Annotated in this window: 13 protein-coding genes; 4 read left to right on the top strand and 9 right to left on the bottom strand. The window is 64.3% G+C overall.

The genetic code is table 11. The annotated features are described in order from the left end of the window. Positions 1-82 precede the first annotated feature (82 nt). The 6 genes from SD196_RS08770 to SD196_RS08745 all read right to left on the bottom strand — a co-directional run bounded on the left by SD196_RS08770 (position 83) and on the right by SD196_RS08745 (position 6,178). Positions 83-1,588: a flagellar hook protein FlgE gene (locus SD196_RS08770; RefSeq protein ID WP_275607967.1), complete on the bottom strand. Its 1,506-nt coding sequence runs from the start codon at positions 1,586-1,588 to the stop codon at positions 83-85. A 66-nt stretch (positions 1,589-1,654) separates the two neighbouring features. Beyond that, positions 1,655-2,347: a flagellar hook assembly protein FlgD gene (gene flgD / locus SD196_RS08765; RefSeq protein ID WP_275607968.1), complete on the bottom strand. Its 693-nt coding sequence runs from the start codon at positions 2,345-2,347 to the stop codon at positions 1,655-1,657. A 16-nt stretch (positions 2,348-2,363) separates the two neighbouring features. Further along, complete coding sequence (gene flgC / locus SD196_RS08760) at positions 2,364-2,807, bottom strand: flagellar basal body rod protein FlgC (protein WP_416311267.1); 444 nt, start codon at positions 2,805-2,807, stop codon at positions 2,364-2,366. A 5-nt stretch (positions 2,808-2,812) separates the two neighbouring features. Next, complete coding sequence (gene flgB / locus SD196_RS08755) at positions 2,813-3,220, bottom strand: flagellar basal body rod protein FlgB (RefSeq protein ID WP_275607970.1); 408 nt, start codon at positions 3,218-3,220, stop codon at positions 2,813-2,815. A gap of 1,069 nt (positions 3,221-4,289) precedes the next feature. Beyond that, positions 4,290-5,111: a protein-glutamate O-methyltransferase CheR gene (cheR, locus tag SD196_RS08750; protein ID WP_275607971.1), complete on the bottom strand. Its 822-nt coding sequence runs from the start codon at positions 5,109-5,111 to the stop codon at positions 4,290-4,292. Positions 5,112-5,239: 128 nt separating this feature from the next. Further along, positions 5,240-6,178 (bottom strand): chemotaxis protein CheV, encoded by a 939-nt coding sequence (locus tag SD196_RS08745; RefSeq protein WP_275607972.1) that lies wholly within the window; start codon positions 6,176-6,178, stop codon positions 5,240-5,242. 117 nt (positions 6,179-6,295) lie between these two features. Between SD196_RS08745 and flgA the strand changes: the two genes are divergently transcribed. The 4 genes from flgA (at position 6,296) to SD196_RS08725 (ending at position 8,808) form a co-directional block, all read left to right on the top strand. Next, positions 6,296-7,003 carry a flagellar basal body P-ring formation chaperone FlgA gene (flgA, locus tag SD196_RS08740; protein WP_370601070.1) on the top strand — a complete coding sequence of 236 codons (708 nt, stop codon included), beginning with the start codon at positions 6,296-6,298 and terminating at the stop codon, positions 7,001-7,003. A gap of 132 nt (positions 7,004-7,135) precedes the next feature. Beyond that, positions 7,136-7,450, top strand: a complete 315-nt coding sequence (gene flgM / locus SD196_RS08735; protein WP_275607974.1) for a flagellar biosynthesis anti-sigma factor FlgM — start codon at positions 7,136-7,138, stop codon at positions 7,448-7,450. 47 nt (positions 7,451-7,497) lie between these two features. Then, the gene (locus SD196_RS08730; protein ID WP_275607975.1) at positions 7,498-7,959 is read left to right on the top strand and encodes a flagella synthesis protein FlgN; all 462 of its coding nucleotides are present in this window, start codon (positions 7,498-7,500) and stop codon (positions 7,957-7,959) included. 99 nt (positions 7,960-8,058) lie between these two features. Next, entirely contained in the window at positions 8,059-8,808 is a 750-nt protein-coding gene (locus SD196_RS08725) for a flagellar brake protein (RefSeq protein ID WP_343577927.1), read from the top strand. Positions 8,809-8,854: 46 nt separating this feature from the next. On the opposite strand, the gene SD196_RS08720 is transcribed toward SD196_RS08725, so the two are convergent. From SD196_RS08720 to SD196_RS08710, 3 genes are all read right to left on the bottom strand, one after another. Further along, positions 8,855-10,189, bottom strand: a complete 1,335-nt coding sequence (locus tag SD196_RS08720) for an MFS transporter (protein ID WP_416311266.1) — start codon at positions 10,187-10,189, stop codon at positions 8,855-8,857. A gap of 252 nt (positions 10,190-10,441) precedes the next feature. Then, entirely contained in the window at positions 10,442-11,680 is a 1,239-nt protein-coding gene (locus tag SD196_RS08715) for a glutamine synthetase family protein (RefSeq protein ID WP_331317357.1), read from the bottom strand. A gap of 519 nt (positions 11,681-12,199) precedes the next feature. After that, positions 12,200-13,222, bottom strand: coding sequence for a transporter (locus tag SD196_RS08710; RefSeq protein ID WP_275607978.1), 1,023 nt, complete (start codon positions 13,220-13,222; stop codon positions 12,200-12,202). Positions 13,223-13,259: the final 37 nt, after the last annotated feature.

The raw sequence follows: 13,259 nt of genomic DNA, 5'->3' as shown, positions 1-13,259 counted from the left end.
CTTTCGAAGCCGCCGGCGGCGATGGTCTGCCGCCACCGGCAAGGGGGATTTGCCGCCTGGGCTTTTCTGTAGGGGCGATTCCTTACCGCAGGTTGATGATGGTCTGGGTGACCGCATCCTCGGTCTGGATGGTCTTGGCGTTGGCCTGGTAGTTGCGCTGGGCGACGATCAGGTCCACCAGCTCGCTGGACAGATCGACGTTGGAAGCCTCCAGGGAGCCGGACTGCAACGCGCCGAGGGTGCCCGAGCGCGGGGTGCCGATCACCGGCTCGCCGGACTCCGAGGACTGCACCCAGGAGGTCTTGCCGATCGGGGTCAGGCCCTGGACGTTGGCGAAGTTCGCCAGCACCACCTGCCCTTGCACCTTGGACTGGCCGTTGGTGTAGCGGGCGAAGATGTTGCCCTGGTCATCGATCTCCAGACCCGAGAGCTGGCCGGTGGTGTAGCCGTCCTGGTTGACGCTGTTCACCGCGAAGGCGGTGGCGTACTGGGTGGACTTGCGGATGTCCAGGGTGACGCCGCCGGCGTTGGCGGTGGCGCCGTTGGCGCTCCAGGTCGGCGGGGTCTTGCCGTCGGAGATGGCCGGAACCCAGTCACCCATGACCAGTGTGCCGTCGGTGGGATTCACCGAGAAGGCATTGCCAGTGCCGTTGTTCACCGGGGTCTGGGTCAGCAGCTGGCCCGCTGCGCTGAAGTTCAGGTTGACCTGGTACGGACTGCTACCCATCCCACTGACGGCAGCCAGCACGCTGGCCGGAGTCGCGCCGGCCGCCGCAGCGGCGGCAGCGGCAGCGGCCTTGGCGGCGGGCGTTGCGGTGGAGGCCGCCACGGCATTGGAGACATCCGCCGCCGTCGCCCCGGCAACACCGGCCGCCGTGGTGGCAGCGCTGATGGCCGTGGTGTCGTCGGTCGGATTGGCCGGGTTACGGCCATCCACCAGCACGTTCATGGTCCAGTCGTTGGGGCCGGTCTTGGTGAAGTACTGGGTCAGCACGTGGGCGTTGCCCTGGCTGTCGTAGATGTTCACCGAAGTGGACGAGTTATAGGTGGTCGGGTCGTTGGGGTTGAACGGGGTGACCGTCGGCGTGGTGTTGGTGGAGTTCAGGTTGAAGGTCTGGTCGATCTGGCTGGTGGCCTTCGGCGCCTGGTTGCCGGTTTCGATGTGCAGATCACCGACCACGCCGTTCTGCAGCTGGCCCTGGGCATTCACCGCATAGCCCTGCAGGCGGTAGCCGTTGTTGTCCACCACGTAGCCGTTCTTGTCGGTACCGAAGTAACCGGCACGGGTATAGCTCACCGCACCATTGTTGCTGGTAACGAAGAAGCCGTTGCCGTTGATGGCCATGTCCAGCGCGTTCTGCGTGGAATCGATGGTGCCCTGGTTGAACAGCTGCGAAACGTTGGACAGCAGCACACCGCTGCCGACCGGGTTGCTGCCGGAACCCAGCACGGAGGCGGCATACACATCGGAGAACTCCGAGCGCGACTGCTTGAAGCCGACGGTGCTGGCGTTGGCGATGTTGTTGCCGGTGGTATTCAGGTCACTGGAGGCGGCCTTGATACCGCTGAGCCCGATATTGAAAGACATCTTTATCTCCTTGTCGGTATCGCCGACGAATCTGTTCGGTCGGGCGAAAAGCCCGCCAGCGGCAGGTTACTGACCGATGATCTGCACTTTGGAAAGGCCGATGCTGCCGAGCCCCGCGAGGTTCAGGGTCAGCTCGCCGCCGTTCTGCCCGAGGGTCACGCTGTCGACGTTGGCCGGCAGGAAAGTGGTCAGGGCGTAGGTCTTGCCTTCGTAGTTGGTCTGCGCCTCGAACTTGTAGCGCCCCGGCGGCATGAGATTGCCGCTCGAATCCTTGCCGTCCCACATGAAGTTGACGTTGCCGGCGGTCTGCTGGCCCATCTCGACGCGGTTCACCAGGGTGCCCTTGTCGTCGTAGACGTTGACCCAGCTGTTGGCCGTGGAAACCGGCAGCGTGTAGGTGCCCTTGAAGGTCTCGGCGGTATCGACCATCGACTTGTCGGTCGGCACGATGACCTTGCGCCCTACCAGGGACGAGGCTTGCAGGGCCTGGGACGACTGGTAGTTGGAGAGCATGCTGTCCATGCTCGAGTTCAGCGACTGGATGCCTTCCACGGTGCTGAACTGCGCCAGCTGGGCAATGAATTCGCCGTTTTCCTGCGGCGACATCGGGTCCTGGTTGTTCATCTGCGCCACCAGCAACTTGAGGAACTCGTCCTTGCCAAGGTTGTTCTTGCCGGTGGTGCCGCTGCTCTCCTTCTTGACCGAGTACTGGTCCAGTACGGAGTTGGCGCCGTTGATGCTGCTGTTATCGATGCTCATCGTGCTTCCTCAGCGCTTACTGACCCAGGGTCAGGACCTTCTGCATCATCTGCTTGGCGGTGTTCATCATTTCCGCGTTGGTCTGGAACGCGCGGCTGGCGGAGATCATGTCGGCCATCTCTTCCACCACGTTGACGTTCGGGTAGTACACGTAGCCGTCCTTGTCGGCGGCCGGGTGATTGGGCTCGTAACGCGGGATCAACGATCTCTTGTCCTCGACCACGCCCAGCACCTGTACGCCGGAACCGGCATGGTCGGTGTCGCCGAACAGCGAACCCTGGTCGCCGCCCTGGGCCTGCTGGAACATGGTGGCGAACACCGGATGGCGGGCGCGGTAGGTCTGGTCGACGCTGGAAGAAACGGTCTCGGCGTTGGCGATGTTCGAGGCAGTGGTGTTCAGACGGGTGGTCTGGGCACTCATGCCGGTACCGGCGATGTTGAAGACACTGGCAAGCGACATGGCGATTACTCCCCGCGCAGGGCGTTCATCAGCCCTTTGAACTTGTTGTTGAGGAAGGTGAACGAGGCCTGGAACTGCACGGAGTTTTCCGCGTAGTTGGACTGCTCGATCTGCTCATCCACGGTGTTCTGGTCCATCGAGGGCTGGAACGGCGTGCGGTACTTGAGGGCATCCTCGCCCATGCCGAAGCCTTCGGCGGCGATGTGGTGCGCGTTGGTACGGGTAGCGTTGAAGGTGCCGTTCTTGAGCTTGTCGGACTGGGCGGCCAGCACCGAGGCGAAATCCAGGTCGCGCGCCTTGTAGTTCGGCGTGTCGGCGTTGGCCAGGTTGTTGGCCAGGACTTCAGCGCGCTGGGAGCGGAAGCTCAGTGCTTGCTGGTGGATGCCGAGGGCTTTGTCGAAGCTGATGCTCATGGTCGCGAACCTGTTTGCCGGTGTGGGCTTGCCAACACTTCAGCAAGGTGCGTGCCAGATTTATATATCCTTTTAATTCAATGGCTTGAGAGAAAATCGGGAGCGGCAAAGGGCGGCAAACAGCGGCAAGCGGCAACCGGTTTCCCTTGCCGCCGGGGATAAAGCGGCAAACTTGCCGCGCTCTTCCATCATTGCCGCTCCCGGTCGCTTTTCGTAGGAGCGGACTCCGTCCGCGATGCGTGGGGTTGGGCATTTCTGCGCCGCTTCGGCGTGTACTGAGAGATTTTGTTTCGCCCCCTCGGGCGAGTCCCTTTTGGGGCCCAAAAGGAACCAAAAGGCCTTGCCCCTGCATCCGGTTTTTCGCTTAGGCGAAAAATTCCCTCGCTCCATCGAAGTTTCAGGGGCCCGCGTCGACGGGCCATCCCTGGCCCGACGACGCTCTCGCGGCATCCATGCCGCTCAACCCCTGAAACTCCGATTCCACTCGGCCTCCTGAAGGGGCGCCCCGGTGTGCGCGGAGATTTTTCTGGAAACCGTTTTTCGTAGGAGCGGACTTTGTCCGCAAAGGCTCGCTATTGCCCTCGCGTCGAAGGATGAACACCTGTAGGGCGAATAACGCGCAGCGTTATCCGCCGTGATGGGTATCGCTTCGCTCCACGCCATACTACGAAGAGCAATCCAGCATGAAGCAGCCAAAGTCCCAGGCGCGCGCAGAGTCCCGTCAGGAGGCCGAGTGTAGGTATTGCGCAGAGGGGCGAGCGGCATGGATGCCGCGAGAGGCGTAAAGGGCCAGGGACGGCCCTTTACGCCGACCCTCGGAGCGATACCGGAAGGAGGGAAGTCTGAGCGAAGCGAAGACCCGGATGCCGGGACGAGACCTTTGCCTACTTTGGGGCATTTGCCAAAGTAGGTCGCCCGAGGGGGCGAAACAAAATCTCCCAACACACGCCGCTGCGGCGCAGAAACACCGAACAAGACGGCGTATAACGCATTAAACGTTATACGCCCGAAGAAGGGCCGGAACACCGCGAACAGAGAATGCCCTCAGTCCAGCAGCGGAAAAGACCAATTACTTGGCCTTGTAGATGATCCCCGGACTGCACTGAACCATCTGGTAATGATCCGGCAACGCATTGAGTGCCTCGGACGCGCCGAGGAACAGATAACCACCCGGTTTCAACGTCGCATGGATACGCAACAGGATGTCGCGCTTCACCTCGGCGGAGAAATAGATGAGCACGTTGCGGCAGAACACCATGTCGAACTTGCCGAGCGTGGCGTAGCTGTCCAGCAGGTTCAGTGCCCGGAACTCCACGCGGCTCTTGATCGCCGGCTTGACCGTCCAGCGTCCCGGCGTCTTCTGGTCGAAGTAGCGGACCAGGCGATCCTGCGACAGCCCACGGCCGATCGCCAGGCTGTCGTACTCGCCGGCCTTGCACGCGGTGAGCATGGAGCCGGACAGGTCAGTGGCGACGATCTGTACACCCGCCTTGAGCTGGCCGAGGTTGGTGCGCTCGAACTCGTCGATGGACATCGACAGCGAGTAAGGCTCCTGCCCCGAAGAACAGGCCGCCGACCAGATGCGCAAACGTTGTCCGGGCGATGCCTTGATCATCTCCGGCAGCACCCGGTTCTTCAGCACCTCGAAGGGATAGGTATCGCGAAACCACAGGGTTTCGTTGGTGGTCATCGCATCCACCACCTGCTCGCGCAGCTGGCTGCGGGCCTGGACCTTCTGTACCAGCTCGCCGAGGGACTTGATGCCCTGCTGCTCCATCAACTTGTTCAAGCGGCTGGAGACCAGGTATTGCTTGTTGGCGCCCAGGAGGATGCCGCAGGTCTTCTCCAGGAAATCCCGGAACAGCTCGAATTCAGTATTGGTGGATGTCACAGATAGACCTCTTCACTCATGGACGTTTGCCGTCGACACGACGGCAAACGCCTGACCGGTGCTCAAAAAACCATAGCCGAATCCTTGGCCCCGAGCGGCACCGGCACCGCTCGATTCAATTCGCGGACTCAGGCCGCCGTGCCATCCACCGCCTTGATCCGCTCCGCCACGCGGGCGGCCAGGTCATCGGGACGGAACTTGGCGAGGAAGTCGTCAGCGCCGACCTTCTTCACCATGGCCTGGTTGAACACCCCGGACAGCGAAGTATGCAGGAGAATATGCAGGTCCTGCATGCGCGGGTCGTGACGGATTTCCGCCGTGAGCGTGTAACCGTCCATTTCCGGCATCTCGATGTCCGAGATCACCATCAGCAGGTCGCTGCCCGGATGACCGCCCGCCTCCACCATCTGCCGCAGGTAGTCCAGCGCCTGGCGGCCGTCGCCCAGCGCCAGCACCTCGACGCCGACGGTTTCCAGGCAACGCACCAGCTGCTTGCGCGCCACCGAGGAGTCGTCCACCACCAGCACGCGCTTGCTCACCGCGCGGGCCTGGGTCTCGGCATCCAGCACGCCCTCGGAGATATCCTCGGGGGTTGGCGCCACCTCGGCGAGGATCTTCTCCACGTCGATGATTTCCACCAGTTGGTTGTCGACCCGGGTGACCGCCGTCAGGTAGTGGTCGCGGCCGGTGCCCTTGGGTGGCGGATGGATCGACTCCCAGTTCATGTTGACGATGCGTTCCACCGAATGCACCAGGAAGCCCTGCACCTTGGTGTTGTACTCGGTGATGATCACGAAACTGTTGCCGATGTCGCGCAGCCCCTGGCGCCCGGTGGCCAGCGACAGATCGAGAATCGGAATGGTGCCGCCGCGGATGTTCGCCACTCCGCGCACCACCTGGCTGGACTTGGGCATCACGGTCAGGCGCGGGCACTGCAGTACCTCTTTCACCTTGAACACGTTGATCCCGTACAACTGGCTGCCGTTCAGCCGGAACAGCAGCAGCTCGAGACGATTCTGGCCGACCAGCTGCGTCCGCTGGTTGACTGAATCCATGACTCCGGCCATTGAGCCTCCCCTGCACGCAACGCCGCCTGACCTGGCAGGCGGCACGACCATTGCTTAACCCGTTGCATGAAACAGGCAACGACATTTTTCCGACAGCTCCGAAGCGCGCGCGACCTCATGGCCGCCCTGCTCGGTGTGTGCGCTGCGCTCAGTGCCGGCTCCACGCGGGCCGACGCCTTCACCGCGCCTGAAATCCTTATCGGCTCGACCCAGGGCTTTCTTGAATTCAAAGTCGAAGATTATCTGCAGAGCAGCGGAATTGAAGCGCGCTATGAAATCGAAGTGGCGCGCATCGATCCCCGTCTGCGCCTGGCGCAGTGCGACAAGGACTTGACGCAAGCCCTGGAAAGCCCGGCGCAGCCGGTCGGGCGCGTCACAGTGCGGGTGCGCTGCGACGGCAGCTCGCCCTGGACGGTGTTCGTGCCGGCCACGGTGAAACTGTTCCGCCAGGTCGTCGTCACCACCCAGCCGCTCAAGCGCGACCACGTCATCGACGCCGCCGACATCTCCATGGTGGAACGCGACGTCGGTCCGCTGACCCAGGGCTACCTGACCGACCCGCAGCGGGTGATCGGCCTCAAGCTCAAGCGCGCCACGGTGAACGACCAGGTGCTTGCGCCGGTCTTCCTCGAACAGGCCGAGGCGATCCGCAAGGGAGACCAGGTGGTGATCCGCGCGCGCACCAGCGCCATCAACGTGGTGATGCCCGGCGAGGCGCTGTCCGACGGCGTGCCCGGACAGCAGATCCGCGTGCGCAACCTGCGCTCGCAGCGTATCGTCAAGGCACGTGTGGTGGAGCCCGGCGCCGTCGAAGTCAGCCTGTAGTCCGCCGAGTCTGGCATGATGGGCGCAGCCTTCACTAAACTGTGCTCAGGTGCGCAAAAAATCGGCCTAAAGTTTTCCGCCAGCCGGCCGAAAAGCTTGGCAAGCGTCCAAATACCTCCAGAGGTTTCCAACATGGTTATCGACTTCAACCGGCTGAACCCGGCCTCTACGCCAGCCACCACTGGCCGTAGCGGGGCTGCGCAGAACGGTCGCAGCGAAGCCCCGGCCGAGTCTGCCGCCACCACCGCCCCGGCCAAGAGCGGCGAATCGGTACAGCTCAGCGATACCGCCCAGCAGTTGCAGAAAGTCAGCGATCAACTGAAGGACCAGCCCGTGGTCGACAAGGAAAAAGTGGCCCGCATCAAGCAGGCGATCGCCGACGGCAGCTACCAGGTCGACAGTCAGAAAGTCGCCAGCAAGCTGCTCGATTTCGAATCCCAGCGCTGACCTGAGCGTCGCGCCGGGGACCCGCTAGCAAAAGTGCCGAGCCCAAGATGTCCGATGCCCTGCTCTCCCTGATCAACGGTGACATCGACGCAGCCCGACAGCTGCTGCAGTTGATCGACGACGAATACCAGGCGCTGCAAGCGCGTGATCTGGCGCAGCTGCAACAGCTGCTGGAACGCAAGGTACCGTTGATGCAGCAGCTCGAACGCAACGGCCGCGAGCGCGCCGCCGCCCTGCAGCAGGCCGGTGTCAGCGTGGATCGCCAGGGCCTCGAGCAATTCGCCCAGCGCAGTGGCAACGGCGAGCTGCTGGTACGTGGCGACGAACTGGGCGCCCTGCTCGACCAGTGCCAGGACGCCAACCAGCGCAACGGCCGGATCATCCGTGCAGGCCAGGCCAGCACCGGCCGCCTGCTCGACATCCTGCGTGGGCAGGACACCCCCAATCTCTACGACCGCCGTGGCAGCTCGACCCAGAGCAGCCGCCAGCGTCCGCTCAGCCAGGCCTGAGCACTGGCCTGACGGCCCGCCTTTGGGCACAATGCCAGCATCGGCATAGCCCCGTGCCATACCTATAACAAACACAATCTAGATGGAGATCCGCGGACCGTGGCCAACCTGTTTGTCGAGGAAAACGGCCCTCAACCACCGAAAGTGCTCAAGGCTCCGGTGGAAATCCATGCCAGCCTGCGGACGCTCATGGACAGCCACGATCCCCTGGTGGTCACCTTCGAAGGCCGCAGCCAGCGCTTCCAGAGTTTCGTCGTCGAGGTCAATCGCGAGCGCAACCTGATCGCCCTGGACGAACTGATCCCCAACGACGGCGAGCGTTTCCTGCAGAACGGCGAACCGCTGCGCATCGAGGCTTTCCACGAGGGGGTGCGCATCGCCTGGGAATCGAAGCAGAACGCCTATTTCGCCGAGATCGACGGCGCCCGCTGCTACTGGCTACCGGTGCCGGACGAGGTGCTCTACCACCAGCGTCGCAATGCCTACCGCGCCGGCGTCAGCCAGAGCCAGCCGGTGGCGGTGGAAATCGCCGGCGACAAGCTCAAGGTCCCGCTCAAGGGCAACCTGATCGATATTTCCGCCACGGGATGCAAGGTTCGCCTGGACGGCAACGTCAGCGACCGCCTGCAACCGGGACAGGTCTACGAGCGCTTCACCGCCCGCCTGCCCTTCGGCGCCATCACCCTGGAAGTGGAACTGCGCCACGTGCACTTCGAGGAAAAGGTCGGCTTCAGCTTCGCTGGCCTGCGCTTCCAGCAGGTCAGCGGCCTGGTCCAGCGCAATATCGATCGCTTCGTCTACCAGTTGCAGCGCGAGGCCCGGCGCTTCGAGAAGGACGAGCTGTTCTAGTTCGCCCTGGGCGGCAAGCGCTTGCCGCCCTTCCCTTGCGGCCGCCCTATGCGGGCCGGCTTTCCTCTTCCGCTTCAGGCGCCGCCACCGAACTGTCGGCGCCCTTCATCTGTATCTCCACTGCGCGGTCATCGACCCGTGGATCGAGCGCTGCCGACAGCGGCGAGGACGCCAGGCTGTCCGGCGTAGCCACGTGCTTGACCGGCGCCTCGTCGACTCGGTGCACGCCACTGACCTTCTCCGGCTGCACGCGCCAGATCAGGATCAGCGAGCAGGCGCAGACGAAGGCGTAGAGCATGTTCGCGCCGAACAGCTTCATCAGCGCGCCGGCCGCCAGCGGCCCGATACAGGCGCCGACGCCGAAGGTCACCAGCAGTATCGCCGTCAGCGATACGCGGCGATCGCCCTCGACGTGGTCGTTGGAAAACGCCACCGCCAGCGGATAGAGGGTGAACTGCACCAGGCAGACCAGGAAGCCCATCGGCAACAGCAGCGCCAGGGACAACGACAGGTCCGGCAACGGCAACATAGGCAGCAGCGCCAGCGGCAAGGCGAAGAGCAGCAGCAGAATCGCCGCGTTGCGGATCAGTACGGCGCGGTCATAGCGGTCCGACAGCCAGCCCAACGGCCATTGCACCAGGAGGCCGGCGAAGATGCAGCCGCCCATGAACAGACCGATCTGCTCGGTGCTCAATCCCTGCCGCGAGGCATAGAGCGGCGCGAGGCCGTAGAAGGCGCCGATCACCAGGCCCGACACCAGCACCGTGGTCAGCGACTGCGGCACCCGCTTGAGGAAGAAGCGCGGTTCCAGCGGCGCCGGGCGCAGCGGCGCGGGGTGGACCTTGTGGGTGATCGCCACCGGAATCAGCGACAGGGCGAAGCACAGCGCGATCATCATCGGCAGCTCCGGCCCCAGCCCCGGGTGCACCACCAGCACCAGTTGGCCGAGCACCAGGCCAAGGTAGGACGACACCATGTAGCCGGCGAACACCAGGCCGCGCTGGCGCGCCTCCGCCTGTTCGTTGAGCCAGCTCTCGATGACCATGTACTGGCACATCATGCCCAGGCCGATGGCCGTCCGCAGCACCAGCCAGAAGCCGAGCCAGGGCAACAGGCCGATGCCCAGCACCGCCGCCGTCACCAAGCCGCCGCAGGCAACGTAGGCACGGATGTGGCCGACGCGGGCGATCAGCCGGTGGCCGATCTTGCCGCCCAGCACCAGGCCAAGGTAGTAGGCCGCCATCATGGCGCCGATCCACAGCCCATCGACCTTCTCCGCGCCCAGGCGCAAAGCGAGGTAGGTACTGAGTAGACCGGAACCGGTCAGGAGCATGACGGCGGCGAAGTACAGAGCGCGAAAAGCGGTGACGATCCGGAGCATCGGACCTCCTGGCCCAGAACAACCCCGGGACGGCACCCGGGTGACGGAAAGCGGGACTTGCCGTGACACCTTAGAGCCTGCCGGAGGGCGCGTCGAGAGGCCTGCCGGGCCTGGAACAGAGGGGGTCGCGGCGCGTGCCGTCGGGCATCCTGAAGGATGGCGGCGGGATGCACGAGGATGTCGGAGAAATGCCCACCGATCGCAGCCGCGCCGGTGTTTCGGCGCGACTGTGTCGGCGTGCCCGCGCAGCGATCAGGCCTGGGCGGCCAGCACGCGGCGCTCCCACGGGGTGATTTCGTCGAAGAAGCTGGTCAGCTCCATCGACTTGGTCGCGGTGTAGCCATCGATGAACTCGTTGCCGAACACCTCGCGCGCCAGCTGGCTGCGCTTGAGGCGCTGCAGGGCGTCGTACATCGTGCACGGCAGCAGCAGTGCCTCGGGCACCTCGAACTCACCCTGGATCGCCTCGGTCGGCTCCAGTTCACGCTCGATGCCGTGCAGGCCAGCGGCGAGGCTGGCGGCAATCGCCAGGTACGGGTTGGCGTCGGCGCCCGGCAGACGGTTCTCCACGCGACGGGCCACCGGCGCGCTGGCCGGAATGCGCAGGCCGGCGGCGCGGTTGTCGTAGGACCAGCAGGCGTTGTTCGGCGAGGCGTAAGGATGGCACAGGCGCTGGAAGGAGTTCACGTTCGGGGCGAATAGCAGGGTGAAGTCCGCCAGGCACGCCTGCTGGCCGCCGATGAAATGGCGGAAGGCCGGCGTGGCTTCGCCGTTGGCGTCGGTGAAGATATTGCGGCCTTCGCCATCGACGATGCTCTGGTGGATGTGCATCGAGCTGCCCGGCGTCTTCGCCAGCGGCTTGGCCATGCACACCACGATCAGGCCATGCTTGAGCGCGACCTCCTTGAGCAGGTGCTTGAACAGGAAGGTCTGGTCGGCCAGCAGCACCGGGTCGCCGTGCAGGAAGTTGATCTCGAACTGGCTGGTGCCCATCTCGTGCATGAAGGTGTCGCGCTCCAGCCCCACCGCCGCCATGCAGCGGTAGACGTCCTGGAAGAACGGACGCAGGCCGTTGTTGGAGGATACGCTGAAGGCCGAGTGGCCGATCTCGCGGCGGCCGTCCGGGCCGAGCGGAGCCTGGAAGGGCTCGTTGGCGTCGGGATTGGGAGCGAAGACGAAGAATTCGAGCTCGGTGGCCACCACCGGGCTCCAGCCGCGCTCGGCGTAGCGCGCCAGCACCCGCTTGAGCAGGCCGCGGGTGGACAGGCCGGAGGGCTGGCCGTCGAGCTCGACCGCGTCGCAGATGGCAAAGGCGCGGGGCTCGTCGCTCCAGGGCAGGCGATGGATCTGGGTCGGCTCGGCGACCAGGGCGAGGTCGCCATCATCGCTGCCGTAGAATCTCGCAGGCGGGTAACCGCCCATGATGCACTGCAGCAGGACACCACGCGCCAGCTGCAGGCGGCGGCCGGTGAGGAATCCTTCCCCGGTCATCACCTTGCCACGCGGCACCCCGTTGAGGTCGGGGGTGACGCACTCGATCTCTTCGACTCCAGCCAGGCGCTCGGCGAGCGGGCTGCGTAGATCGCTACTCATGACTTCTTATCCTTGTACTTCGTCTTTGTAACAGGAGGCCGCGCACGGTGCGCCGCCTGTACAAAATACGCACCACGCGTTCGATATTTCAAGCGGTACGGAGAAGGGAATTTCCTACGGGAAAAATCGCCAAGGGGAGCCCAACCTTGTAGGAGCGAGCTTGCTCGCGAACCTGCCTCGCTGCCTGCTCATTCGCGAGCAAGCCCGCTCCTACAGGTGAAGCCGGTGTGTCCCCCGGGATCGCCGCTGCCAGCAGTAACGTAGGGCGTACAACCGCTCGCGGTTGTACGCCGCATCGCCCGCGCCATACACGAACCGGGCAAATGCTCCTTATCCGCCCCCGAGCAAGCAGGTGCTCATGGCCAATCGGCGTATGACGCGGAGCGTCATGCGCCCTAGGTTTCAGGCAACCTTGTCTCAATAATCATCCCGCTTGCGAAACGCCCAGCGCCCGGCCAGCCCGGTGAAGCTGGCCACCAGCACGACGAGAATCCAGAACCCTTCCGGATCGCTGGAGAACGGAATGCCGCCGACGTTCATGCCGAAGAAGCCGGCGATGATGTTGATCGGCAGCGCCAGCACCGTGACCACGGTGAGGGTGAACAGGGTGCGGTTGCTCTGCTCGTTGAGCTTGGCGGCGATCTCTTCCTGCAACAGCTTGATGCGCTCGCCCAGGGCGGTGAGGTCGTTGATCACCAGGGAGAATTCCTCGGTGGCCTCGCGCAGCACGCGCACGTCGTCGTCTTTCAGCCATACCGGCGGGCGGTTGAGCAGGCGCATCAGCGAGCCCGGCTCCAGCGCCAGCAGGCGCTGCAGGCGCACCAGCACGCGGCGCATGGCGCCCAGGTCGGCGCGGTTGTCGGACAGGCGCGCCGACAGCAACTGGTCCTCGATGCGGTCCACGCTGATGCTGGTCTCGCGCAGGATGCGGGTGAGGATATCGCCCTGGTCGCGCAGCAGATGCACCAGCAGCTCCAGCGGAGAGCGGAAGCTTTCGCCGTGCTTGACCGAGGAACGCAGGGTATCGACCGAGCGCAGCGGCTGGGCGCGGGCGGTCACCAGCAAGCGGCCGCGGGCGCAGACCCACAGGGTGGAGACATCCGAGGACATGCGGCTGCCGAAGTCGAACACCACGTCGTTGACTACCGCCAGCAGCGCGCCGTCGACATGCTCGATGCGGGTGGAGCGCGAGCCTTCGCGCAGGGTCTCGAAGAAGTAGTCGGGCAGCTCCAGGTGCGACTTCATCCAGCGCTCGCAGGCCGCGTGCGCCAGGTTCAGGTGCAGCCAGAGGAACTCATCCTCGGTGCGCGGCTCCCGCAGGCGCTGCAGCGCGGTGGGCGAGTCGATTTCCAGGCCGGGCTGGCCAGGGCGGAAGCTGAAGCCATAAAGCAGGCCGAACAGGTCGGAATCCTGGTGACTCTGGACGATGCTGTGGTTCATGGGACTGCGATTCTTGAGACCGTGCTGCGGACTTGAA

This window comes from Pseudomonas macauensis, assembly GCF_047902425.1.
Classification (GTDB): Bacteria; Pseudomonadota; Gammaproteobacteria; order Pseudomonadales; family Pseudomonadaceae; genus Pseudomonas.
The sequence above is the reverse complement of the archived record's forward strand: the minus strand, read 5'-3'. Positions and strand labels throughout refer to the sequence as shown.

Bases quoted from the DNA above. Each gene is read 5' to 3' on its own strand.
- SD196_RS08770 (WP_275607967.1), bottom strand. From the start codon at position 1,588: ATGTCTTTCAATATCGGGCTCAGCGGTATCAAGGCCGCCTCCAGTGAC.
- flgD (WP_275607968.1), bottom strand. From the start codon at position 2,347: ATGAGCATCGATAACAGCAGCATCAACGGCGCCAACTCCGTACTGGAC.
- flgC (WP_416311267.1), bottom strand. From the start codon at position 2,807: ATGTCGCTTGCCAGTGTCTTCAACATCGCCGGTACCGGCATGAGTGCC.
- flgB (WP_275607970.1), bottom strand. From the start codon at position 3,220: ATGAGCATCAGCTTCGACAAAGCCCTCGGCATCCACCAGCAAGCACTG.
- SD196_RS08745 (WP_275607972.1), bottom strand. From the start codon at position 6,178: ATGGCCGGAGTCATGGATTCAGTCAACCAGCGGACGCAGCTGGTCGGC.
- flgA (WP_370601070.1), top strand. From the start codon at position 6,296: ATGGCCGCCCTGCTCGGTGTGTGCGCTGCGCTCAGTGCCGGCTCCACG.
- flgM (WP_275607974.1), top strand. From the start codon at position 7,136: ATGGTTATCGACTTCAACCGGCTGAACCCGGCCTCTACGCCAGCCACC.
- SD196_RS08730 (WP_275607975.1), top strand. From the start codon at position 7,498: ATGTCCGATGCCCTGCTCTCCCTGATCAACGGTGACATCGACGCAGCC.
- SD196_RS08720 (WP_416311266.1), bottom strand. From the start codon at position 10,189: ATGCTCCGGATCGTCACCGCTTTTCGCGCTCTGTACTTCGCCGCCGTC.
- SD196_RS08715 (WP_331317357.1), bottom strand. From the start codon at position 11,680: ATGACCGGGGAAGGATTCCTCACCGGCCGCCGCCTGCAGCTGGCGCGT.
- SD196_RS08710 (WP_275607978.1), bottom strand. From the start codon at position 13,222: ATGAACCACAGCATCGTCCAGAGTCACCAGGATTCCGACCTGTTCGGC.